Genomic DNA, 23914 nt, shown 5'->3' with positions numbered 1-23914 from the left:
ATCCGTCGCCTGCCAGCCTTGCCGTGCTCAGGCGGAAAACGCGCGGATCATGCCGGCGGCGACCGTGTGGTTCGTCGCCTCGTCGATCAGCACGAACGCGCCGGTGCCCTGATGCGAGTCGTACGCGTCGCACACGAGCGGCTTCTGCAAGGTCAGCGCGACACGACCGATGTCGTTCATCGCCAGTTCCTTGCGATCGGTCGCCTGCGACAGCGTATGCACGTCGAGCACTTCCTTGATCGCGCCGATCTTGGCGAACACCGTGCTGGTGGTCTGCTTCAGCAGATACTTGCGCTGCGTCGACAGCGGCGTGTCGTCGAACCAGCAGAGGTCCGCTTCGAGCTTCTTCGCCGGCTCCGGCGCCGCTTCGCGCAGCACGAAGGTGTCGCCGCGCGACACGTCGACGTCTTCGGTGAGACGGATCGTCACCGTCTGACCGGCGAACGCACGGTCCACCTGCGCGGTGCCGCCGACCACCGGCGCGATAATCTCGGCCACGGTCGCTTCGCGATTGGCCGGCAACACGACGATCGTGTCGCCGAGCTTCACTTCGCCCGATTCGACCCGGCCCATGTAGCCACGGAAATCGTCGGCCTGGCTGCCGTCCTGGCGCGCGACCCACTGCACTGGAAAGCGCAGCGCCTCGCCGCTCGCGGTTTCGACCGGCAGCGCTTCGAGCACGTCGAGTAGCGGCTCGCCCGCGTACCACGGCATGCGCTCGCTCGCCGTGACGATGTTGTCGCCCTTCAGCGCCGACACCGGCACGAAGCGCACGTCCTGCAGACCGAGGTGACGCGCGAGCTCGACGTACGCGTCGCGGATCTCGTTGAAGCGCGCTTCGCTGTAGTCGACGAGGTCCATCTTGTTGATCGCGACGATCACGTGCTGCAGACCGAGCAGCTTGACGATCGCGCTATGACGCTTGGTTTGCGGCAGCAGTTGCGCGACGCCGTTTTCGAACGTCACGCGCGTCGCGTCGACGAGAATGATCGCCGCATGCGCGGTCGACGCGCCCGTCACCATGTTGCGCGTGTACTGCTCATGGCCCGGCGTATCGGCGATGATGAACTTACGCTTGGCGGTGGCGAAGTAGCGGTAGGCGACGTCGATCGTGATCCCCTGCTCGCGCTCGGCTTCGAGGCCGTCGGTCAACAGCGACAGATCGATTTCATCGCCGACGGTGCGCTTGTTCTTCGCGCGCGACAGCGCCGAGAGCTGGTCGCTCAATACCGCCTTGCTGTCGTACAGCAGGCGGCCGATCAACGTGCTCTTGCCGTCGTCGACGCTGCCCGCGGTGATGAAACGCAGCACGCCGAGGTCTTCTGGTTGATGAATACTGCTCATGGTTGCTTTGCCTTCGTCGTGTGCTTAGAAATAACCCTGCTTCTTGCGCTGCTCCATCGCCGCTTCCGACACCTGGTCGTCCATCCGCGTCGCGCCGCGTTCCGTGATTTCGGTGACGGCCGTCTCGGCGATGATCTTCTCGATGACGTCCGCGTCGCTTTCGACCGGGCACGTGCAGCTGATGTCGCCGACCGTGCGGAAACGCACGAGCGCCTGTTCGCTCGTCTCACCTTCGCGCATCGGCGTGAGCGGCGTGACCGGCACGAGCAGGCCGTTGCGGCGCACGATCTCGCGCTGGTGCGCGTAGTAGATCGACGGCAGTTCGAGCTGTTCACGCGCGATGTATTGCCATACGTCGAGCTCGGTCCAGTTCGAGATCGGGAACACGCGCATGTGTTCGCCGTTGTGCAGACGCGCGTTGTACAGGCTCCACAGTTCCGGGCGCTGCGCCTTCGGGTCCCACTGGCCGAATTCGTCACGGAACGAGAAGATGCGCTCTTTCGCGCGGGCCTTTTCCTCGTCGCGGCGCGCGCCGCCGATCATCGCGGTGTAACCGTACTGCTCGATGGTTTCGAGCAGCGTCACCGCCTGCGCGGCATTGCGCGAATCCGTTTCGCGACGCAGACGCACGGTGCCGCGCTTGATCGAATCTTCAACATGGCCGACCACCAGTTCCGCGCCGATCTCTTGCGCGCGACGATCGCGGAAGTCGATCACTTCGTCGTAGTTGTGGCCCGTGTCGATATGCACGAGCGGGAACGGTAGCTGCGTTTTGCGGTTCGCGCCGAGGCCGAACGCCTTCAGCGCGAGCGCGAGCACCACGACCGAATCCTTGCCGCCCGAAAACAGCAGCGCCGGCTTGCTGCATTCGGCGACCAGTTCGCGCAGGATGTGAATCGACTCGGCTTCGAGCCAATCGAGGTGATCCATCCGGTTGACCGTGTTGGCAAGCGGAGCGTTGACAGTGGAATCGAGCGTGGCGCTCATAGCGGGTCCTTCGTTGGTTCGCCCGGCAAGCGCTGCTCGCACGGGCGAAAATATTCAGATCGGTTTCGGCGGTAATGCGCCGCAAGCTCGGTACGCGGCGCTCAGGCCGACGCGTTTTCGTTGCGCTCGACCGCAATCGGAGTAATCGCCGTGATATGCAAACCGCATTCCTTCGTATCGCGCGACTCCCACCACCAGCGCCCCGCCCGGCTGTCTTCGCCGGGGCGGATCGCACGCGTACACGGCTCGCAGCCGATGCTCGGATAACCGCGCGCATGCAGCGGATTGACCGGCACGTCGAACGCACTAAGATAATCCCAGACTTCGGCTTCGGTCCAGTCCGCGAGTGGATTGAATTTGGCGATATTGCGCGCGCTGTCGTGCTCTTCCTCGTGCAGCTCGGCACGGGTGACCGATTGCTCGCGACGCTGCCCGGTCACCCAGGCGCTGACCTCGGCAAGCGCGCGATTGAGCGGCTCGACCTTGCGGATCTCGCAGCAGCGCTTGCGCAGCTCGACGCTTTCATAGAATGCGTTCAGGCCGTGCCCGTTCACATACTGCTCGACCGCGGCCGCCTGCGGATGAAACTGCTCGATGTCGTAGCCGTAGCGCTCTTTCACGCGGTCGAGCATGCCGAGCGTTTCCGCATGCAGACGCCCCGTGTTCAGCGAAAAGATGCCGATCTTCACGCCGCGCGACAGGATCGCATGCGTGAGCAGCATGTCTTCGGCCGCGAGGCTGCTCGCGAGCTTCACGTTCGCGTGACGCGCGGCGATCGAGTCGAGCAGCGCGTCGAGACGCTCGACCTTCGCCGCGAGTTCCGGGCTCAACGATTGGGCGGCGCTCATGCCGGGACCTTGGCGGCGCCAGCCTGCGCGGCACGGCGGCGGAACAGCGGCGACGTGTCCACGGCGCCCTGGTACTGCACGCTAAAGTCGTCGAACGCTTTCAACGCGTCGTTGATGTCCTTGTCGGCGCGCAGTGCATACGCGTCGAAGCCGCAACGGAACATGAACGTGATCTGGTCGCGCAGCACGTCGCCGATCGCGCGCAGTTCGCCCTTGTAGCCATAGCGCTCGCGCAGCAGACGGCCGATGCTGTAGCCACGGCCGTCGCGGAACACCGGGAAGTCCACGGCGATCAGCGCGAGCTTGTCGAAGTCGCCGACGAGGTCCGCCGGTTCGTTATCCGGCGCGAGCCACACGCCGATGTCGGCGGCTTGACGCGCGGCCACGAGCGCTTCACGCTCGGCCTGCCACAGCGCCAGCGGCACGATGACCTTGCCGGCCGGCAGTTCGGCCACTGCCGGCAAAGCGCCGTCTTCCGCGGCACGCACGACGCTCCAGTCGTCGTTGACGATCGCGCGGTTCTTGATGATTGAAGCCATCTGTTCAGTATCCTTTCGCGGTTACGCGTGAGCCGGTTGACGCGCGGCGTACACGCGCTCCTTGAACGGCGCGATGCCGATGCGGGTGTACGTATCGATGAAACGCTCGCCTTCCTGGCGGTTTTCCACGAACGTATCGATCACCTTCGTCATCACGTCGGGCATTTCCTCGGCCGAGAACGACGGGCCGATCACACGGCCAAGGTGAGCGCCGGTCGCGCCGGTGCCCTGCTCGCCGCCGAGCGTCACCTGGTACCACTCGGAGCCGTCCTTGTCGACGCCCAGAATGCCGATGTTGCCGACGTGATGGTGACCGCACGCGTTGATGCAGCCCGAGATGTTCAGCGACACGTCGCCGAGGTCGTACACGTAGTCGAGATCGTTGAAACGTTCCTGGATCGCGAGCGCGATCGGAATCGACTTCGCATTCGCGAGCGAGCAGAAGTCACCGCCCGGGCACGAGATGATGTCGGTCAACAAGCCGATGTTCGGCGTCGCGAAACCCTGCGCCCTGGCCTTTTCCCACAGCGCGAACAGGTCGCGCTTCTTGACGTCGGCGAGGATCAGGTTCTGTTCGTGCGACACGCGGACCTTGCCGAACGAGTATTCGTCGGCCCAGTCGGCGACCGCGTCCATCTGCACGTCCGTCGCGTCGCCCGGCGCAACCGTGGTCGGCTTCAGCGACAGCGTGACCGACGCGTAGCCCGCCACCTTGTGCGGACGCACGTTACGCTCGACCCAGCGCGCGAACGCGCGGTTTTCCAGCAGATGCTTTTCGAACGGCGTATCGGTGTCCGGCAGCTTGTCGTAAGCGGGCGGCGCGAAGTATTGCGTCACGCGATCGACTTCGGCCTGCGTGAGCGTCGACGGGCCGTCCTTCAGGTGCTGCCACTCTTCTTCGACCTGCGCGGCGAACTTCTCCGGCGACAGCGCCTTCACCAGAATCTTGATACGCGCCTTGTACATGTTGTCGCGGCGGCCGTAGCGGTTGTACACACGCAACACGGCTTCGCTATAGGTCAGCAGGTGCTGCCACGGCAGATCGCGGCGGATCACCGCGCCGACGATCGGCGTGCGGCCCAAACCACCACCGGCGAGGATGTCGGCCACCAGTTCGCCCTGTTCGTTCTTGCGCAGATACACGCCCATGTCGTGAATCTGCACGGCCGCGCGGTCTTCCTTCGAACCCGACACCGCGATCTTGAACTTGCGCGGCAGCCACGCGAATTCGGGGTGGAACGTCGACCATTGACGCAGGATTTCGGCCCACGGACGCGGATCGACGACTTCGTCGGGCGCCACGCCGGCGAATTGATCGGCGGTGATGTTGCGAATGCAGTTGCCCGAGGTCTGAATGCCGTGCATCTGCACCGAGGCGAGCTTGCGCAGAATCTCCGGCGTTTCTTCGAGCTTGATCCAGTTGTACTGGATGTTCGTACGCGTCGAGAAATGGCCGTAGCCGCGGTCGTGTTCGCGCGCGATCTGCGCGAGCACGCGCATCTGGTCGCTGCGCAAGTTGCCGTACGGAATCGCGATGCGGTGCATGTACGCGTGGCGCTGGTAATACAGACCGTTCTGCAGGCGCAGCGGACGGAATTCCTCTTCGCTCAATTCGCCCGACAAGCGGCGGCGAACCTGATCGGCGTACTGCGCGACCCGTTCATCGACGATGGTCTGGTCGTACTGATCGTATTGGTACATTCGGGGGCCCCAATTTTTCGAAACTTGCGTGACACGCGACCGTCCGGATCGGCCGCGGCTTGAATACCGGCTTTGTCAGCTATCGCAAGCGAGCGTTTAGACCCATCGCTCATTTGCTTATAACAAATACAGATATCCATATTGAAAAAGATGGACAGATCGTAATAAACTCGCCTTATATTTCAAACGACTAAAAAATTCTTTTTATATGCGGCGAGGTTATATATGAACCTGCACCAATTCCGCTTCGTCCGCGAGGCTGTGCGGCAGAACTTCAACCTCACCGAAGCGGCCAAGGCGTTGTTTACGAGCCAGCCGGGCGTCTCGAAGGCGATCATCGAGCTGGAGGACGAACTTGGCGTCGAAATCTTTACCCGCCACGGCAAGCGCGTGCGCTCGCTGACCGAGCCGGGCCGCATCATATTGGAGTCGGTCGAAAAGATCCTGCAGGAAGTGGAAAGCCTGAAGCGGGTCGGCAAGGACTTCGCGGCGCAGGATCAGGGCAACCTGACGATCGCCGCGACCCACACGCAGGCGCGCTACTCGCTGCCCGCGGCGATCGCGGAGTTCAAGAAGCGCTTTCCGAAGGTTCACCTTTCAATTCTGCAAGGCAGCCCGACCCAGGTCGCCGAAATGGTGCTGCACGACCAGGCCGACCTCGCGATCGCGACCGAGGCGATCTCGAACTACAAGGATCTGGTGTCGCTGCCCTGCTTCCAGTGGCACCACGTCGCGGTGCTGCAGCCCGACCATCCGCTGCTCGAGCGCAAGCTGCTGTCGCTCGACGACCTGACCCAGTACCCGCTGATTACGTACGACAACGCGTTCGCCGGCCGCACCAAGATCAACGAAGCGTTCCGCCTGCGCGGGCTGCATCCGGACATCGTGCTCGAGGCGATCGACGCCGACGTGATCAAGACCTACGTCGAGCTGGGCCTCGGCGTCGGCATCATGGCCGACATCGCGTTCAACGCCGAGCGCGACCGCCATTTGCGCGCGATGCCGGTCGGCCATCTGTTCGGCAGCAACGTGACGCGCGTCGCGCTGAAACAGGGCGCGTATCTGCGCAGCTACGTGTACACGCTCGTCGAGCTGCTGTCGCCGAGCCTGAGCCGCAAGCTGATCGAGCAGGCGCTGAAGGGCGAACACGAAACCTATGAGCTTTGAACCGCTTCCATACCGCTCTCTCGCTACGGAGACCTTCCGATGAAGTTGCATAACAATAAAGTACGCAACACCCTGCGCGGCCTCGCGGCCGCGGCGCTGCTCGTCGCCGGCGCGGCGCACGCCGACCTGAAAGTCGGCATCGATCTGTCGTACACCGGACCGGCCGCCGTGATCGGCATCACGAGCAAGAACGCGATGCTGATGTGGCCGCAGACGATCGCCGGCCAGAAAGCCGACTACATTTTCCTCGACGACGCGTCCGACCCCGGCAACGCCGTGCGCAACATCCGCAAGCTGATCGACGAGGACCACGTCGACGTGGTCGTCGGCCCGAACATCACGCCGGCCGCGATGGCCGCGCTCGATCCGGTCGCCGACAGCCAGACGCCGATGATCACGCTGATCGGCTCGGCGATCGTCGTCGAGCCGCAGGAAGGCAAAAAGATCTGGGCCTACAAGATGGCGCAGACCGATAGCGCGATGGCCGACGTGATGACGCGCTACATGTCGAACCACGACGTGAAGACGGTCGGTTTCATCGGTTTCGCGGATGGCTACGGCGAAAGCTGGCTCAACGAGTTCAGCAAGTTCGCTGCGCTGCGCCATATCCAGCTGGTCGCGACCGAGCGCTACAACCGCACCGACGCGAGCGTGACCGGCCAGATCCTGAAGCTGATGGCCGCGAAGCCCGACGCGATCCTGATCGCCGGCGCGGGCACCCCAACGGTACTGCCGCAGCGCACGCTGATCGAGCGCGGCTACAAGGGCCCGATCTATCAGACGCATGGCATCGCGACACCGGAGTTCATCAAGCTCGGCGGTAAAGACGTGGAAGGCACGCTGTTCCCGACGCAACCGGTCGTCGTCGCGCGCACGCTGCCGGCCGATCATCCGTCGAAGAAGGCGGCGCTCGCGTTCGTCGACGCGTACGAGGCGAAGTACGGCCCCGGCAGCGTCACGCAGTTCGCGGGCGACGCGGCCGGCGTGTACCCGCGCCTGCAGGACGCCGTCGCGCGCGCGTTGAAGACCGCGCAGCCGGGTACGCCGGCGTTTCGCGTCGCATTGCGCGACGAGCTCGAACACGCGCATGAGCTGGTGGTGCCGAACGGGGTCGTCAATACGAGCCCGAAGGATCACGTCGGTCTCGATCAGCGGGCGAGCGTGATGGGCACCATCAAGAATGGCAAGTTTGTTTACCTGAGCCAGTAATCTGGCATCGGGGCGCCGATCAGGCGCCCCTGACGGCGGCTTCGCGAATGTGCAAGCCGCCGTTCGTTCAGCGGGCACCCCATCCGCTTTCTTTCGCCTTTCGGTAGAACTTCCCTCACGGCGCGTCCGCACGATCGGCCACACCGCGCCAGCGAACGCCTACACTGCATGGATCCGCTTCTCCGTTGGCGCATTGCACGCATGCGACGCATGCTGCGTCACGGTCAACGCGTTGCCCGTCCGGCAGACCTGATCACGCGAACGCTGCCGGAGCACAGCATCCGCACGGGAGGCATGATGGCCACCGCTTCGATCGCAGAGAACGCCAGCGCTGGCATCGTCACCGTTGCAAGCACCCATGCGGGCGACGCGACCGCCGAGCGTCTTCGAACCTTGATTCTGGAGCGAGGGCTGACGGTTTTCGCGTGCATCGATTTCAGCGGTGACGCTGGGCGCGAGGGACTGGCGATGCCGTTCAGCCGGCTCCTGATCTTCGGCAATCCCAAAGCCGGTACACCGTTGATGCAACTCGCGCCGACCGCCGCGCTCGATCTTCCTTTGAAGGTGCTCGTCTGGGAGGACGCGGACGGCCGTGCGTGGCTATCGTTCAACTCGACGGCCTATCTTCGTGAGCGGCATGGTCTGCCGGACGACTTGATGAAGCCGGTGAGCGGTGTGGCCGCCCTCGTCGATGCGGCCGCGCGATAACGCCTCGAACGAAGGAGACCGCCATGTCCATGCACGCTCTGGTCCTCAGCCAATACAACGGCCCGCTCGAATACACGACGCTGCCCCGCCCGGAACCCGCTGCCGGCCAGGTCCTGGTGCGCGTCGCCGCGAGCGGCCTCAATCCGCTCGACATCAAGATTCGCGCGGGCGAGGCCGGGCACGCGCAACACCCGTTGCCGCTCGTCCTCGGTATCGACCTTGCGGGCACGGTGGAGGCGCTCGGCGATGGCGTCGGCGGGTTCGCTGTCGGCGACAACGTGTATGGCATGACCGGCGGCGTCGGCGGCATCCAGGGGTCACTCGCCGAGTACGCTGCGGTCGATGCCGCCCTGCTCGCCCATGCGCCGCGCAATCTGTCGATGCGCGAGGCCGCCGCGTTGCCGCTCGCGTTCATCACGTCGTATGCGGGTATCGTCGATCGCGCGCATCTGCAAGGCGGAACCAAGGTGCTGGTCCAGGGTGGCGCCGGAGGGGTCGGCCACATCGCCGTGCAACTGGCGCGCGCGCTCGGCGCCGACGTCTATGCAACCGCGAGCGCACACAATGCCGAGCTGGTGCGGCGGCTTGGCGCGACACCGATCGACTACCGCGCGCAGACGGTCGAACAGTATGTGGCGAGTTTGACCAATGGCGAAGGATTCGATCTGGTCGTCGATACGGTAGGGGGGGCCTCGCTCGATGCGTCGTTCGCCGCGGTCCGGCATTTTGGGCACGTGGTCAGTGCGCTTGGCTGGGGGACGCATGCGCTTGCGCCGCTATCGTTTCGTGAAGCCAGCTATTCAGGGATCTTTACGCTGTATCCGTTGCTGACCGGTCGATATCGCGCGCACCTCGGCGAGATGATGCGCGAAGCGACGCGGCTCGTGGAAAGCGGCGCGCTCGCGCCCGTGGTCGATCAGACACGGTTCGATTTGCGCAGCGCAGACGAGGCCTATCAGCTCGTTGCCAGTGGGACTGGACGTGTGAAGGTGGTGGTCGACGTGGATACCGCGCAACGCTGACCCGGTCAGGAACAACCCATCGAAATCAGCGCCGTCACCCGACTCAGGTATGCTGGGCCCTTTGTAACCGCTTCCGTTCAAGGGGAGACCATGCGGCGCGTTGTATTCAATCAGAAAGGTGGCGTAGGCAAATCGACCATCGTCTGCAACCTGGCGGCCATCAGCGCGAGCGAAGGTCTGCGTACGCTGGTGATCGACCTCGACGCTCAGGCGAATTCGACCCAGTATCTGCTCGGGGCCCAGGCGAGCGAAGTCCACCCCACCGTCGCGGGCTTCTTCGAAACCGCGCTCGGCTTCAGCTTCAAACCCGTGGAAGCGACCTCGTTCATCCATCCGACGCGCTTCGAGAATCTCGACGTGATGCCCGCCCATCCCGACCTCGACACGCTGCACGGCAAGCTCGAATCGCGCTACAAGATCTACAAGCTGCGCGACGCGCTGAACGAACTCGACATGTACGACGCGATTTACATCGACACGCCGCCCGCGCTGAACTTCTACACGCGCTCGGCGCTGATCGCCGTCGAGCGTTGTCTGATTCCGTTCGACTGCGACGACTTCTCGCGTCGCGCGCTCTACACGCTGCTCGAAAACGTCAAGGAGATCCAGCAGGATCACAACGACGCGCTGCAGGTGGAGGGCATCGTCATCAACCAGTTCCAGCCTCGCGCGAGCCTGCCGCAAAAGCTCGTCGACGAACTGATCGGCGAAGGCTTGCCGGTGCTGGGGTCGCGCTTGTCATCGTCGGTGAAGATCCGTGAGTCGCATCAGCTGGCGACACCCGTCATTCATCTCGATCCGGGGCATAAGCTCGCGCAGGAGTATCGGGCGTTGCATCGGGAGTTGAGCGAGTAAGCCGGAGCGACGCGTTGCGCTGCCAGCAAGCGATGATCTTGCCGTCGCTGAGCGGGTCGTGGTTCATCGCGTGTTTTCGTCCGTAGTCCACAACCGCATACCGTCGGCAAAATTGTTAAAGTAACGCTCTCGTCAATCAGCCGCCGCAGTCCCCCTCATGCGCACTACCCGAGCCATCCACGCCGTCGAGCGCCTGAAAACGCGCAGCGGCAACCCGCGCTTCGCCGCGATCAGTCTGTCCGGCGGCCTGTTCTATCTGGTCGACAAATCGAGCGGAGTCGACCAGAAAGTGTCCGACCCGCTGACGCTCGACGACTTCGTCAAGTTCGTCGACGCCTACGGCCCGCAGAAGCCGCGCAAGGCCAGCAAGCTCGATATCGCGTTCGAAGCGCAGATCAAGAAAAGCAAGGGCGGTTGACGCTTCGGCAGCTTCGTCGACCTGGCGTTTTGTTGCAACGCTTCATGCCCCTTCCATCTGCACCCACCGCCCATCCGCCGCACTGCTCTTCAGCACCGCGTCGATAAACCGCAAACCGTCGACGCCATCATCGACCGTCGTCAATAGCAGGCTCTCGGCTGGTGGCGTGCGACCGTCGTTCAACGCATCGATCTGCAACGCCGCATCCTGGTACAACTGCGCGAACGCTTCCAGATAGCCTTCCGGATGCCCGGCCGGCACACGGGTCGCATGCGCGGCAACCTGACTATTCACCCGAGCGCGCGTCAATCGTTCGGCAGCGCCGCCCAACGGCGTGAACCACAAGGCGTTCGGCTCCTCCTGATCGAACGCGAGTCCTGCTTTCGTGCCATACACGCGCAAGCGCAGCGCGTTCTCCGCGCCGCTCGCCACCTGGCTGGCCCACAACATGCCGCGCGCGCCGTTCGCATAACGCAGCATCGCCTGCACGTGATCGTCGACACGACGCCCCGCTACGAACGTGTGCAACTCGGCCGACAGCGCGCTCGGCATCATCCCCGTCACGAAAGCGGCCAGTTGATACGCGTGCGTGCCGATATCGCCGAGGCACCCGGCCGGTCCCGCCAACGCCGGATCGGTGCGCCAGCCCGCCTGCCTGTTCGCGCCGCCTGTTTCGACCGGCTCGGCGAGCCAGTCCTGCGCATACTCGACCTGCACGACGCGAATCTCGCCCAGTTCGCCACGTTCGACCAGCTCGCGCGCATGCCGCACGAGCGGGTAGCCCGAATAGGTATGCGTCAACGCAAACAGCCGCTTTTTTGATTGCGCGAGCTTCGCGAGCGCTTCGCCTTCGGCGAGCGAAACCGCGAGCGGCTTGTCGCAGATCACGTGGATGCCGGCTTCGAGAAACGCCGTCGCGACCGGCGCGTGCAGATGATTCGGCGTGACGATCGCGACCGCGTCGATGCCGTCCTCGCGCGCGGCCTCGGCGCGCGCCATCTCGCGCCAATCCGCGTAGCTGCGCGCGATGCCCGCTTCGACGGCGCTCGCCCGCGCGCGCTCGGAATCGGACGACAACGCGCCCGCCACCAGTTCGAAACGATCGTCGAGCCGCGCGGCGATCCGATGCACGGCGCCGATGAATGCGCCCTGCCCGCCGCCGACCATCCCCAGCCTGAGCCTTCTTCGCTGCATTGTTTGCGCTCCCATGTGTTGCGTCGGCTGTCACCGCCCGGCTGTCAGATGCCGAGCACGCTTTTTAACTGCGCGGTATCGACACCGCTTCCCGCGAAGTCATCGAACGCACGCTCGGCCACGCGGATGATGTGCCGGCGAATGAACGCCGCGCCTTCGCGCGCGCCGTCGTGCGGATGCTTCAATGCGCATTCCCATTCGAGCACGGCCCAGCCCGGAAAATCGAACTGCGCCATCTTCGAGAAGATCGCGCCGAAGTCGATCTGCCCATCGCCGAGCGAGCGAAACCGCCCCGCGCGTTCGACCCAGCCGCTGTAGCCGCCGTACACGCCCTGCTTGCCGGTCGGACGAAACTCCGCGTCCTTCACATGAAACGCCTTGATGCGCTCGTGGTAGATATCGATGAACGCGAGATAGTCGAGCTGTTGCAGCACGAAGTGGCTCGGGTCGTACAGGATGTTCGCGCGCGGATGCTGATCGACCGCCGCGAGAAAGCGCTCGAACGTCACGCCGTCGTGCAGGTCTTCGCCCGGATGCAGTTCGTAGCAGACATCGACGCCGGCCGCGTCGAACGCATCGAGAATCGGCGTCCAGCGGCGCGCGAGCTCTTCGAACGCGCCTTCGACGAGACCGGCCGGCCGCTGCGGCCACGGGTACAGATACGGCCACGCGAGCGCGCCCGAAAACGACACGTGCGTGCTCAGGCCCAAACGACGCGACGCCTGCGCCGCGAGCTTCATCTGCGCGATCGCCCATTCGGTGCGCGCCGCCGGATTGCCGCGCACCTGCGGCGCGGCGAAGCCGTCGAACAGCGTGTCGTAAGCCGGATGCACGGCGACCAGTTGCCCTTGCAGATGGGTCGATAGTTCGGTGATCGCGACGCCCGCGTTGTCGACGCTCTCGCGCAGTTCGTCGCAATACGCGTCGCTCGCGGCCGCCTTGTCGAGATCGATCAGGCGCGGGTCGCACGGCACCTGGATGCCCTTGAAGCCGAGACCCGCGGCCCAATCCGCGAGATGCCCGAGGTTGTCGAACGGCACGTCGTCGCCCACGAACTGCGCGAGAAAAATCGCCGGCCCTTTGATGGTTTTCATCGTACGGTTCCTCGAACTTTGCGCGCGGGCCGCGCCCGCGCGTGCTAGACGATGCTCGGCGCGCCGCTCAGAACGGCGAGTCGGGGAAATAGAACTGCTGGGCGTTTTCCTTCGTGATCAGCACCGACGGAATGATCGTGGTGGCCGGCAGCTTGTCGCCCTTCAGCCGCGCTTCGGCCGTCAGCTTGATCGCGTCGTAGATGAATTTCGGCGAGTACGACACGTCGGCCTTGATCATCGGCGCGCCGTCCATCACGTTCTTCACCATCCCCTTCGAGCCCGCGCCGCCGAACACGATCTTGATGTCGTTGCGCTTCGCCTGATCGATCGCCTTCAGCACGCCGACCGCCATGTCGTCGTCGGCGGCCCATACGGCGTCGATGTGCTTGAAGCGCGTCAGGTAGTCCTGCATCACCTTGAACGCGTCGTCGCGATTCCAGTTCGCGTACCTGGCGTCGAGAATCTTGATGTCCGGATAGTTTTTCATCACGCCGGTGAAGGCGGTCCAGCGCTCGTTGTCGAGCGTGGTCGGAATGCCGCGCAGCGCGACGACGTTGCCCTTGCCATCAAGTGCCTTCGCCAGGTACTCGGCCGGAATCTTGCCGAACGCGGTGTTGTCGCCGGCCACGTAGGCGTCCTGCGCACTGGTGTTCGTCAGGCCGCGATCGACCACCGTCACGTACACGCCTTTCTTCTTCACCTGCTCGACCGGCTGTGTCAGCGTCGCCGATTCGTACGGGAAGATCACGAGCGCGTTGATCTTGTTGACCGTCACGAGATCCTGCAACTGGTTCGCCTGCTCGGGTGCGTTGGCGGCCGTTTTCACGATCACTTTCAGATCGGGATGCGCCTTCTCGAGATCCGCCTTCGCCTTGTTCGCCCACCAGACGATGCCGCCGGTGAAGCCGTGATCGGCCGTCGGAATCGCGACGCCCAGCGTGACCTTGTCGTCGGCGCGCGCCGCGCCGCTCGTGCCCAGTATCCCCAACGCCAGCACGCCGGCGCCGATCGCTCGAATGACTTGCTTCATGGTGTGTGTCTCCAATCATGAGGCGTTCGCTCGCCCCGATTTTTCGGACCTGCCGTTGGTTTACCGCGCCTGCTTTGCTACGCCTGCTTCGCTGCGATTTGTTCAGCGCGCTTTTTTCACTGCGCTCGCGCCGCTGGAAGTGCGCGGCTAGCGCCGCCCACGCTGCACGAACGCGACGAAAATAATCACGACGCCCTGCACCGCCGCGTTCAGATACACGCTGATGATGCTGGTCAGGTTCAGGATGTTCGCGATCACCGACAGCAGGATCGCGCCGATCACGGTGCCGATCACGCGTCCCTCGCCGCCCTTGAGCGCGGTGCCGCCGACCACCACCGACGCGATCGCTTCGAGCTCCCACAACAGGCCCGTGGTCGGCGTGGCGGAGCCGAGGCGCGGCACGTAGAGCACGGTGGCCACGCCCACGCAAATCCCCAGCAGCACATAAGTGACGATCTTCACCGTATCGACGCGAATCGCCGCATAACGCGCGACCTGTTCGTTCGAGCCGATCGCCTGGACGTGCCGGCCGAACGCGGTGCGATTGAGGATCAGCGCGCCGCCGGCCGCGACCACGAGAAACACCCAGATCGGCACCGGCACGCCGAACAGGCTCGCGTAATAGACCGGACCGTAGAGGTCCGATAGCGAATCATTGAGCGTCAGCGCGCCGCCATCGGCCAGCCATGTCAGCACCGCGCGAAAAATCCCGAGCGTGCCCAGGGTGACGATGAACGGCTCGATGCGCCCTTTGGTGATCAGCAGCCCATGCGCGCAGCCGAACAGCGCGCCGAGCACGAACGCCGCGACGATGCCGATTGTCACGATCACGAGCGGCGGCAACGCATGACCGGCCGCGCCCGCCGCGAGCCCGTTCATCAGCCAGATCATGATGCCCGCGATCAGCGCGGCCATCGAGCCGACCGACAGATCGATGCCGCCCGAGATGATCACGAAGGTCATGCCGACCGCGATGATGCCGATGAACGACGTGCGCGTGAGCACGTTCATCAGGTTGTCGAGCGTCGCGAAGTCGCGATTGAGCAGCGTGCCGACGATGCACAGCACGATCAGCCCGGCGAGCGGCCCGAGCGTATAGAGCCGCTGCGCGACGCGCAGCGCGCGCCGTGATTGCACGGCTTCAGTGGGTGCCGGTCGCATGAGCGATCAACTCCTCTTCGGTCAGATGCTCGAGCGTCAGCGTCGCTTGCAGATGTCCCGCGCGCATCACGGCGACGCGATGGCACAAGCCGATCAGCTCGACCAGTTCGGATGAAATGACGATCACCGCGCGGCCCTGCGCGGCGAGACGATGAATCAGGAAGTAGATGTCGCGCTTCGCGCCGACGTCGACGCCGCGCGTCGGCTCGTCGAGCACGATCACGTTCGGGTCGGGCTGCAGGAACTTCGCGAGCGCGAGCTTCTGCTGGTTGCCGCCCGACAGCATGCGCGCGCGGCTTGACAGGTCGCCGGTACGAATGCCGAATTCGCCGACGGCCTTCTGCAAGGCCGCGCGCCCCGCTTTGATGTCGAGCAGCGGATGCGCGTAGCGTTCGAGCGTCATCAGCGTGACGTTGTCCTGCAGGCTCAGGTCGACGTGCAGACCCTTGCCCTTACGGTCCTCGCTCAGATACGTGAGACCGTGGCGCATCGCGTCGCGCGGGTTCTTCAGATCGACTGCCCGGCCGGCGATTTCAATCGTGCCGCCCGAGCGTTTGCGCAAGCCGATGATCGCCTCGAACGCCTCGGTGCGGCCCGCGCCGACGAGGCCCGCGAAGCCGAGCACTTCGCCCGCGCGCACCTCGAAGCTTAGATCCTCGACCCAGTCGGGCACCGTCAGGCCGTTCACACGCAACGCGATCGGCGTGTCGGCGGGCACCGTCCGCTTGTCGGGGAACATGTCGGACACGTCGCGCCCGACCATCAGGTTCGCCATCTGCTGACGCGCGAGCCCCGCGGTTTCACCGCGCGCGACGAAGCGGCCATCGCGCATCACGATCACTTCGTCGGTGATGCGCTCCACTTCATCGAGCTTGTGGGAGATGTAGACGATCGTCACGCCATCGGCCTTGAGCTTCAGCATCAGCGCGAAGAGCCGTTCGGTCTCGGCGGGCGTCAGGGTCGCGGTCGGCTCGTCCATGATCAGGAGACGCGCGCGGCGCGACAGCGCTTTCGCGATCTCGACCATCTGCTTTTCCGCGACGATCAGCTCGCGCACCTTCGTGTCCGGCGCGCGCTCGAGCCCGACCTGCGCGAGATAGCGCGCGGCGTCGCTGCGCATCGCGGCATCGTCGACTAACCAGCCGCGGCGCTTCTCGTGACCGAGGTACATGTTCTGCGCGATCGTCAGATGCTCGGCGAGGTTGAACTCCTGGTGGATCAGCACGATGCCCTGCGCCTCGGCGTCGCGTGAGCCGGCGAAGCGCTGCGCGTGGCCGTCGACCAGCACGCTGCCTGACGTTGCCGTTTCATAACCGGCGAGGATTTTCATCAGCGTCGACTTGCCCGCGCCGTTCTCGCCGAGCAGGCCGTAGATGCGGCCGGGTGCGAGTTCGAAGCTCACGCCGTGCAGCACGCGCACGGGCCCGAAGTCCTTGCGGATGTCGTCGAAACGGATCGCGAGGCTCATGGCTCACGCACTCCCACGGATCACGAGGCGATGCGGCAGCAGCACGCCCGGCACGTTGGCCTGCCGATTCGCGAGGCGTTGCAGCAACAGACGCGCGGCGGTCTCGCCGAGTTCGCGCATCGGCTGCGCGATCGTCGTGAGCGGCGGATCGATCTGCGCGGCGAGCGAGATGTCGTCGAAGCCGGCCACGGCGACGTCGTCGGGCACGCGCTTGCCGACGCAGCGCAAGCCGTGGATCACGCCGATCGCGAGCGTGTCCGACACGGCGAAAATCGCGCTCGGCGCATCGCGCTGCCGCATCAACGCAGCCGCGGCCGACGCACCCGCCTCGTAATCGAGGCTGTTCAGATTCATGCGCCAGCGCGGGTCGGGCGCGATGCCCGCGTCGCTCAAGGCGTCGAGGTAGCCCTGCTGACGCTGGCGCGCATACAGATAGTCGACGTCGGAATTGATCAAGCCGATGCGCCGGTGGCCGCGCGTGAGCAGGTGGCGCACGGCGTCGCCCGCCGCGCGGTAGTTGTCGATGCCGACGTACGGCACGCCCATCTGCGGATCGAACTCGCAGCACGCGACCCACGGCAGCGCCTGCGACGCTTCACCGAGCGCCTGCTGGATCGTCGCCGGATCGAGGCAGATCGCGCCGTCCGCGCGGCGCCGCCGCAGCATGTCGAAGTAGCTGCGCTCACGCCCCGGGTCCGCGCCGGTGTCGCATAGCAACATGAAATAGCCGTGCTGACGCGCGACGCTGTCGATACCGCGCACGATCTCCGCGTAAAACGGATTGCCGAAGTCCGGCACCATCGTCAGCAGCAGGCGGCTTTCGGCGGTGCGCAGATTGCGCGCAAGTTCGTTGACGCGGTAGCCGCTCGCGTCGATCGCGGCGAGCACCCTGTCGCGGGTAGCGGTCCGCACGTTCTCGTGGCCGTTCAGCACGCGCGACACTGTCGCGACCGACACGCCCGCCTGCTCGGCCACGCCGGCGATCGACGGCCCGTCGGCCGCGCGCGGCGAGCGCCTCTGCGGCTGAGGTTGCGGTTGACTGCTCGCGCCGGACACCACGGCCGGCGACGATCGGGACGGCGTTCGGGACACACGACCTCACAGCAAAAATGTAATCGATTACATTTTGTGGCGATGGCGATGCGAATCGCAAGGACGGATCGCTAGGGATTAACACGGGGGCCGCCCGGCCTGTCGCTTGCCCGCGAGCGGCCGACGCGAGTCCGCCATTTGATACAATCCCGCAGTTCCCCTGACGCGGCTTGCGATGCGAATACCTTGCTCCGAAGCCGCGGCCGCCGGCAATCCGCCGGGGCCGGGTCAGGACAAAAGTCTGCGGCAGCCGCCGCCCGCTCGCCAAACCAAAACCGCCGAATCCACCATGAACATCGAGCAAGCGCGTTTCAACATGATCGAACAGCAGATCCGCCCCTGGGAAGTGCTCGACCAGGACGTGCTGAATCTGCTGTCGATCGTCAAACGTGAGAATTTCGTCCCCGCCGCTTACCGCGACCTGGCTTTTGCGGACTTCGAAGTGCCGCTGCCGGCCGGCCAGCACATGCTGGCGCCGCGCGTCGAGGCGCGCGTGCTGCAGGAACTCGCGGTGAAGAAGCACGAAAGCGTGCTGGAAATCGGCGCGGGCTCGGGTTACATGGCGGCGCTGCTCGCGCATCGCGCGCAACACGTGTTGACCGTCGACATCGAACCGGAACTGGCCGAGTTCGCGAAGAGCAACCTGATCGCCAACGGCGTGCTGAACGTCGAAGTCGCGACCGGCGACGCCGCGCGCGGCTGGACCGGCGCGGCACCGTACGACGTGATCTGCGTGTCGGGCGGTCTGCCGGTGCTGCCGCAGGAAATCCTCGAACAGTTGAAGATCGGCGGCCGTCTCGCGGCGTTCGTCGGCAGCGCGCCGGTGATGAAGGCGCAAATCATCACGCGCATCGACGAGAAGCAATACCGCATCTCCGACGTGTTCGAAACCTATGTCGAGCCGCTCGCCAACGCGGTGCAGCCGGCGCGGTTCAGGTTCTAAGCGGCTCTTTTTCGCTGCGCTTGGCCGCTGTATTGTTGATCTGGACGGACGGCGAGTAAGCCGCCGCCCCACGAACTGGATGTCTTGCTGATGCAAAACCTGACCGCTCCCGCACTCGCCGAATGGCTCGCCGATACCTCACGCCCCGCACCCGTGCTGCTCGACGTACGCGAGCCGTGGGAACTGCAAACGGCGTCGATCGCCGGCATCGTGTCGATTCCGATGCGCGAGATCCCCGCGCGCAGCGAAGAACTCGATGACGACGCGCAGATCGTCTGCATCTGCCATCACGGTGCGCGCAGCGCGCAGGTCGCGATGTTCCTCGAATCGCGCGGACACACCAACGTGTTCAATCTGCAAGGCGGGATCGACGCGTGGTCGCGTCAGGTCGATCCGTCGGTTCCGACTTACTGAGATTCGGCGCGAAGGTAGCGCGTTGAAGCGGCGCAAGGGCTGACGGTCCTTGCGCCGTTTGTCTTTGGTGCTGCGCCAGAAATGGTGGCGAACACCCCGCAAGATCGACGGCTTGCGGGGTGTTTTGTTTTTTGTGAGCGATCATTCAGCCCGTCATTGAGCAGGGACTAACGGTTGTTCGTGGACGTCCCTGCCGACCGATGACTATTGCGCACGCTGGCAAAAGCAAGCGGAAATTTTGGGCCGTCGCCCATATACGGACAACCGATCGCGCGGTGATTATCTGATCGCTGCCGATCCGGGCAGCGCCTTCAAATAGATCGTCGGCACCCCTATGTCCCTGTCCGTATTTGAGATGCACTCCGTGGAGTTGTTTTGCCAGAGGCCGTTGAGCGCTTGTTATGTGATCTCCGATGAGTGGCACTACAAGGCGTGCCTGCGCAAAGCCGCCGACCTCGAGACGGCCAAAGCAGATACGCGGGAATTTCTCGATATTGCCGGACTGAACTGTCGCGACTGGGAGGAAGACCGGAAGCTGGTCGAGCGCATCATAAGGCGTCGCTGGCTGTGGTTTCATAATGTGCAGGACCGGAACCCCGACACTGATGGCTGGTGGGTCATCAGTGCGCTTCTCGACGAAGTGCGCAGGGGCGCCCTGCTTGCCATTAAAGGGCGTCGTACTGACCTGCTTCCGCCACCCGACAGCACGCCAATGACGACTTTCACGGCGAGGGCAGTCGATTTCCCGAACGACGGACCCAAGCTGTTCGGCCGGTCTGATCCCGCCACTCGGCAAAGCCAGTTCATTGCCGCGCACACTGCTAGAGGTGGAAGCGATCTCGCCGACGATGGGCACACCTCAACGCTGCTCGGCAATGTGCAGCCGTTCGACTATCAGCCCGACGTGCCGATCGGCAACGCGATGGAATTGGCTGGAAGCGAAGGAAGGCCGCGCAACAATTTCGCCCAGAACAAACAGACCAATGACGTTGCCAGAGTCTTGCGCCTGACTCCCGACCAGGCCCAGCAGCTTCATTACGAACTCGGCAGTGAGCCTCCCATGGGATTTCACGAAATCATGGAACGAGCTAAAGACATGTTCAATCTGTGGTAACACCAGCGGGTTTGAGGAGGAATTTTAATGATTAACGATCAACGAGAAATCGAGCGCCGCTTGCAGGTGCTGCGAGGCTTGGAATGGAGCGACGTCAGCCGTGCAGCGGATATGCTTACCTTGGGTTTTGGTCCGAAGCACGAGGCGAAAAACTTTTATGGTGTCCCCAAGCAGGTCAGCGCATGGGCTCTTCATATTCAGTGCGCCTGGACGCTGAGTGAAGCTGGCAACGTCATAGCAACTGAACAGTCTCTCTGGGGTCCCGACGAGAAGGCTAACGAATTTGCACTGCGTCTGCGGCAATTGTTAGCGCGGAATGCACCCATCATCGTCGAGAGCATATCGGCCAACTCGGACTGCGGCCTGGTCGTGTCCTTGTCGCAAGCGTTCCGTTTGATTGTAGCGCCGGACGTAACATCGGATCACGAGAACTGGCGGTTCTTCGAGTCGAAACGCGATGCGAAACATTTGGTGATTGAAGGCGGGACAGTCGCTTCGGAATATCGGTAGCGCAACCTCCAGGATGACCCAACATGAAAATCATTGAACAGTACACATCGCTTCACGACTGGTACCTGCTCGGTATAACAGCAGACATGGAGTAACAGGTCGAGTGCTTGAGCAACAATGCAAATGCTTTCTCGATGATCGAATGGTGAAATCAAATCTTCTGGTAGTGGCGGTAATCGCGTCACTTGGCCTCGTTCTCGCCAATCAGGCTTGCGCAACAGAATTGGCGTGCTTGCCATCAATTTCAGTCAATGAGTCATTGAGCCAACCGATATCCCAAGAATGGACGCCCCAGATGGATACGTCACCTCGCTTTTTGCAAGGGATAACATTCTTTGATGATGATCCGAAAAAGAACGCAAGCATCGCCCCGACTAGCGACACGGCATTGTCGGGCCACGAGCGAATAGCCTGGTGGCGCTTTCGATCAAGCGGTGTCCCGATCTGGCTCGGGTGTCGATATGGAGGCACCGGCATCGTGCTTACAAGGCAACTACCTGCTTCCTATAAAGAATGCCGGCTTGTTTATGGCCCCGGTGGAGTCCTCAAGAAGATTAGCTGCGACTAGTAGTCCCTTGAAGTCGAACCCGAATCATCGGTTTAAGACACTGGCAAACTGAAAGCCGACCCTCGCGAGTCGGCTTTTTTGTGCCTGCGCCGCCTGCTTCCCGCTACGCTGTCTCCCTCAACATCTCAGCCACCGCCCTTGCTTCAGATTTAGCGTATGCGGCAAATGATCGACCGCCGGCGGCAACCCACCTGAAAAGCCTTCCGATTCGACGCGATACCACCGACCGAAATCCCGCCGCAGCCGAACCCGACGCCGTGATAGCCGCGCTCGCGTCCGATGAACCGGGTGCGCTCCCCTCCGCCTTTTGCGTGGTAGCAGGCAAGCGCTATCTTCTACGCGGTATCGACCGCTTCGGAACCCGGGTTCGCAGAGAAGATGTGCTTCAGATCGCCCGGCGTATGACGCGCGATTTTCGTCGCCGCCTCGAAGGCCTTCGGATGTCCCCTCCGGACGGTCTGCGCGAAATCCATTTCCGCGGCCTGCGCCTGCACCGCCGCGACGATCTCGTCGCGGCAATGGCCCGCGTTCACGCACCACAAGCCCGCCGTGCCGTCGAGTACGCGGCGGCCATCGTGCGTCGTGTAACACATCCCCTTCGCGCTCGCGAGCACCCCGCGGCGCGTTCGCTCATGTCGAGCCTCCTTGTTCCGCATCAGTGGCCATCCAGAGTAGCCAGAGCGCACGTCATGCACAAAGACGCGGCGCCCCGATGCCGCCCATGCACCGCCGATGCCCAGCGCGCGCCAGCGGCGCTTCGCTGGCGGCGAAGTGCGCTTCGTCGCGGCGCGACACGCACCCGAACGAGGCGCGGCGCGCGCGACTGCACCACTTTCGCGCCGCGGCATCGATGGCTCGACGCGCAGCCCTCTCGCCGGTAGCCGCGCCGCAACGGGCATCGCACGCGCATCGCACCGAATGTGTCACATGGCATGTGCCTTGCAGAAGACGATCGGCTAGTCGTGCGAGCTCAGCCAGGCTGGCTGAAATCGACGCTCATAAACAGTGACCATCAATGACAAGGGGAAAGCACATGAAACGTCGCAGTCTGTTGAAGTTCGGCTCCATGTCCGGCGCGCTCGCGCTCGCGGGCCGCGTGCCGTTCGCGCACGCGCAGTCCGATAGCGGCCCGATCAAGGTGGGCATCCTGCATTCGCTGTCCGGCACGATGGCGATCTCCGAAACGTCGCTGAAAGACACCGCGTTGATGACGATCGCCGACATCAACAAGAACGGCGGTGTGATGGGCCGTCAGATCCAGCCGGTGGTCGTCGACCCCGCGTCGAACTGGCCGCTGTTCGCCGAGAAGGCGCGCCAGCTTCTGACGCAGGACAAGTGCGCGGTCGTGTTCGGCTGCTGGACCTCGGTGTCGCGCAAGTCGGTGCTGCCGGTGTTCGAGGAACTGAACGGCCTGCTGTTCTATCCGGTGCAGTACGAAGGCGAGGAAATGTCGCGCAACGTGTTCTATACGGGCGCCGCGCCGAACCAGCAGGCGATTCCCGCGACCGAATACCTGATGAGCGCCGAAGGCGGCGGCGCGAAGCGCTTCTTCCTGCTCGGCACCGACTATGTGTATCCGCGCACGACCAACAAGATCCTGCGCGCGTTCCTCAAATCGAAGGGCGTGCAGGAAGCCGACATTCAGGAAGTCTATACACCGTTCGGTCACAGCGACTATCAGACCATCGTCGCGAACATCAAGACCTTCTCGCAAGGCGGCAAGACCGCGGTGATTTCGACCGTGAACGGCGATTCGAACGTGCCGTTCTACAAGGAGCTCGGCAACCAGGGGCTGAAGGCGTCGGATGTGCCGGTCGTCGCGTTCTCGGTCGGCGAAGAGGAGCTGCGCGGCATCGATACGAAGCCGCTCGTCGGCAATCTCGCGGCCTGGAACTACTTCATGTCGTTGCGCAATCCGACCAACGAGAAGTTCAAGAAGCAATGGGCCACGTGGGTCAAGGACAACAACCTGCCGGGCGGCACGAAGCGCGTGACCAACGATCCGATGGAAGCGACCTTCGTCGGCATGCATATGTGGAAGCAGGCGGTCGAGAAAGCAAAGAGCACCGAGGTCGACAAGGTCCGCGTCGCGATGGTCGGCCAGACTTTCGCCGCACCGTCGGGCTTCACGCTGGAGATGGACGGCAACCACCATCTGCACAAGCCGGTGATGATCGGCGAGGTACGCGCGGATGGCCAGTTCAACGTCGTGTGGCACACCAAGGGACCGATTCGCGCGCAACCGTGGAGCCCGTTCATCGCCGGCAATGCTGGCAAGCCGGATGTGGTCAGCTCGATTCCGGCGTTCCTGCGGCGCTCGCGCGTCGCATGACGTGTCGGCGTGAGCCTCGTTGCGGCTCGCGGCGGCGGTGTGGCGCGCGGGTCGCCGCTCCGGTCGCGACCCGCGACCTGCGAGCCGACGCGCGCGCGGCTCGCGCGTGACCCGGACGCGCTGCGCTTCGCGCCGCCGCCGCGCGTTCGCTGCGTCGCGCGGCGTGACCGCGCACGCCAATGCGCGGCAACGTCCC

General features: G+C 64.0%; 23 protein-coding genes and 1 pseudogene. 12 read left to right on the top strand and 12 right to left on the bottom strand.

What is annotated here, in order from left to right:
* Positions 1–27: 27 nt before the first annotated feature.
* The 5 genes from F6X39_RS06270 to F6X39_RS06250 form a co-directional block, all read right to left on the bottom strand.
* On the bottom strand, positions 28–1344 hold the full coding sequence (locus F6X39_RS06270) for a sulfate adenylyltransferase subunit 1 (protein WP_187615983.1): 1317 nt from the start codon (positions 1342–1344) through the stop codon (positions 28–30).
* 24 nt (positions 1345–1368) lie between these two features.
* Entirely contained in the window at positions 1369–2331 is a 963-nt protein-coding gene (gene cysD, locus F6X39_RS06265) for a sulfate adenylyltransferase subunit CysD (RefSeq protein WP_187615982.1), read from the bottom strand.
* A gap of 101 nt (positions 2332–2432) precedes the next feature.
* Positions 2433–3179, bottom strand: a complete 747-nt coding sequence (locus tag F6X39_RS06260; protein WP_187615981.1) for a phosphoadenylyl-sulfate reductase — start codon at positions 3177–3179, stop codon at positions 2433–2435.
* A complete protein-coding gene (locus tag F6X39_RS06255) occupies positions 3176–3718 on the bottom strand; it encodes a DUF934 domain-containing protein (protein ID WP_187615980.1) in 543 nt (180 codons plus the stop codon). Before F6X39_RS06255 ends, F6X39_RS06260 begins: the two co-directional genes overlap by 4 nt.
* Before the next feature lie 21 nt (positions 3719–3739).
* Positions 3740–5419 carry a nitrite/sulfite reductase gene (locus tag F6X39_RS06250; protein ID WP_187615979.1) on the bottom strand — a complete coding sequence of 560 codons (1680 nt, stop codon included), beginning with the start codon at positions 5417–5419 and terminating at the stop codon, positions 3740–3742.
* 225 nt (positions 5420–5644) lie between these two features.
* On the opposite strand from F6X39_RS06250, the gene F6X39_RS06245 reads away from it, so the two are divergent.
* From F6X39_RS06245 to F6X39_RS06220, 6 genes are all read left to right on the top strand, one after another.
* Complete coding sequence (locus F6X39_RS06245) at positions 5645–6586, top strand: CysB family HTH-type transcriptional regulator (protein WP_184065266.1); 942 nt, start codon at positions 5645–5647, stop codon at positions 6584–6586.
* 39 nt (positions 6587–6625) lie between these two features.
* Entirely contained in the window at positions 6626–7795 is a 1170-nt protein-coding gene (locus tag F6X39_RS06240; protein ID WP_187615978.1) for an ABC transporter substrate-binding protein, read from the top strand.
* Positions 7796–8092: 297 nt separating this feature from the next.
* Positions 8093–8503 carry a DUF302 domain-containing protein gene (locus F6X39_RS06235; RefSeq protein ID WP_187615977.1) on the top strand — a complete coding sequence of 137 codons (411 nt, stop codon included), beginning with the start codon at positions 8093–8095 and terminating at the stop codon, positions 8501–8503.
* 23 nt (positions 8504–8526) lie between these two features.
* Complete coding sequence (locus tag F6X39_RS06230) at positions 8527–9525, top strand: zinc-dependent alcohol dehydrogenase family protein (protein WP_187615976.1); 999 nt, start codon at positions 8527–8529, stop codon at positions 9523–9525.
* Positions 9526–9615: 90 nt separating this feature from the next.
* Positions 9616–10380 carry a ParA family protein gene (locus tag F6X39_RS06225; RefSeq protein WP_187615975.1) on the top strand — a complete coding sequence of 255 codons (765 nt, stop codon included), beginning with the start codon at positions 9616–9618 and terminating at the stop codon, positions 10378–10380.
* A gap of 157 nt (positions 10381–10537) precedes the next feature.
* The gene (locus F6X39_RS06220) at positions 10538–10798 is read left to right on the top strand and encodes a hypothetical protein (RefSeq protein ID WP_184045518.1); all 261 of its coding nucleotides are present in this window, start codon (positions 10538–10540) and stop codon (positions 10796–10798) included.
* A 42-nt stretch (positions 10799–10840) separates the two neighbouring features.
* Here the strand turns inward: F6X39_RS06220 and F6X39_RS06215 are convergent, their stop codons facing one another.
* From F6X39_RS06215 to F6X39_RS06190, 6 genes are all read right to left on the bottom strand, one after another.
* Positions 10841–11992: a Gfo/Idh/MocA family protein gene (locus F6X39_RS06215; protein ID WP_187615974.1), complete on the bottom strand. Its 1152-nt coding sequence runs from the start codon at positions 11990–11992 to the stop codon at positions 10841–10843.
* Positions 11993–12036: 44 nt separating this feature from the next.
* Positions 12037–13086, bottom strand: a complete 1050-nt coding sequence (locus F6X39_RS06210; protein WP_187615973.1) for a sugar phosphate isomerase/epimerase family protein — start codon at positions 13084–13086, stop codon at positions 12037–12039.
* 67 nt (positions 13087–13153) lie between these two features.
* Complete coding sequence (locus tag F6X39_RS06205; protein WP_090803384.1) at positions 13154–14116, bottom strand: substrate-binding domain-containing protein; 963 nt, start codon at positions 14114–14116, stop codon at positions 13154–13156.
* 147 nt (positions 14117–14263) lie between these two features.
* Positions 14264–15277 (bottom strand): ABC transporter permease, encoded by a 1014-nt coding sequence (locus tag F6X39_RS06200; RefSeq protein ID WP_184045512.1) that lies wholly within the window; start codon positions 15275–15277, stop codon positions 14264–14266.
* The gene (locus F6X39_RS06195; protein WP_187615972.1) at positions 15258–16745 is read right to left on the bottom strand and encodes a sugar ABC transporter ATP-binding protein; all 1488 of its coding nucleotides are present in this window, start codon (positions 16743–16745) and stop codon (positions 15258–15260) included. The genes F6X39_RS06200 and F6X39_RS06195 overlap by 20 nt, the downstream gene beginning before the upstream one ends.
* Positions 16746–16748: 3 nt before the next feature.
* The gene (locus F6X39_RS06190; RefSeq protein WP_187615971.1) at positions 16749–17837 is read right to left on the bottom strand and encodes a LacI family DNA-binding transcriptional regulator; all 1089 of its coding nucleotides are present in this window, start codon (positions 17835–17837) and stop codon (positions 16749–16751) included.
* A 289-nt stretch (positions 17838–18126) separates the two neighbouring features.
* On the opposite strand from F6X39_RS06190, the gene F6X39_RS06185 reads away from it, so the two are divergent.
* From F6X39_RS06185 to F6X39_RS37555, 5 genes are all read left to right on the top strand, one after another.
* On the top strand, positions 18127–18780 hold the full coding sequence (locus tag F6X39_RS06185) for a protein-L-isoaspartate O-methyltransferase family protein (RefSeq protein ID WP_187615970.1): 654 nt from the start codon (positions 18127–18129) through the stop codon (positions 18778–18780).
* 90 nt (positions 18781–18870) lie between these two features.
* Positions 18871–19194 carry a rhodanese-like domain-containing protein gene (locus F6X39_RS06180; RefSeq protein ID WP_018419659.1) on the top strand — a complete coding sequence of 108 codons (324 nt, stop codon included), beginning with the start codon at positions 18871–18873 and terminating at the stop codon, positions 19192–19194.
* A 334-nt stretch (positions 19195–19528) separates the two neighbouring features.
* Positions 19529–20308, top strand: a complete 780-nt coding sequence (locus F6X39_RS06175; RefSeq protein ID WP_187615969.1) for a hypothetical protein — start codon at positions 19529–19531, stop codon at positions 20306–20308.
* Between the two features lie 27 nt (positions 20309–20335).
* A complete protein-coding gene (locus F6X39_RS06170; RefSeq protein WP_187615968.1) occupies positions 20336–20818 on the top strand; it encodes a hypothetical protein in 483 nt (160 codons plus the stop codon).
* 142 nt (positions 20819–20960) lie between these two features.
* A complete protein-coding gene (locus tag F6X39_RS37555; RefSeq protein ID WP_410449882.1) occupies positions 20961–21386 on the top strand; it encodes an STY0301 family protein in 426 nt (141 codons plus the stop codon).
* Positions 21387–21524: 138 nt separating this feature from the next.
* Here the strand turns inward: F6X39_RS37555 and F6X39_RS06165 are convergent.
* Positions 21525–22042 (bottom strand): annotated as a pseudogene (locus tag F6X39_RS06165) (aminotransferase class III-fold pyridoxal phosphate-dependent enzyme); the annotation flags it as partial.
* 377 nt (positions 22043–22419) lie between these two features.
* On the opposite strand from F6X39_RS06165, the gene urtA reads away from it, so the two are divergent.
* Positions 22420–23718, top strand: a complete 1299-nt coding sequence (urtA, locus tag F6X39_RS06160; protein WP_184020929.1) for an urea ABC transporter substrate-binding protein — start codon at positions 22420–22422, stop codon at positions 23716–23718.
* Positions 23719–23914: the final 196 nt, after the last annotated feature.

It is taken from the genome of Paraburkholderia sp. UCT2 (genome assembly GCF_014397665.1).
In the GTDB taxonomy this organism is placed as follows: domain Bacteria; phylum Pseudomonadota; class Gammaproteobacteria; order Burkholderiales; family Burkholderiaceae; genus Paraburkholderia; species Paraburkholderia tuberum.
The sequence above is the reverse complement of the archived record's forward strand: the minus strand, read 5'-3'. Positions and strand labels throughout refer to the sequence as shown.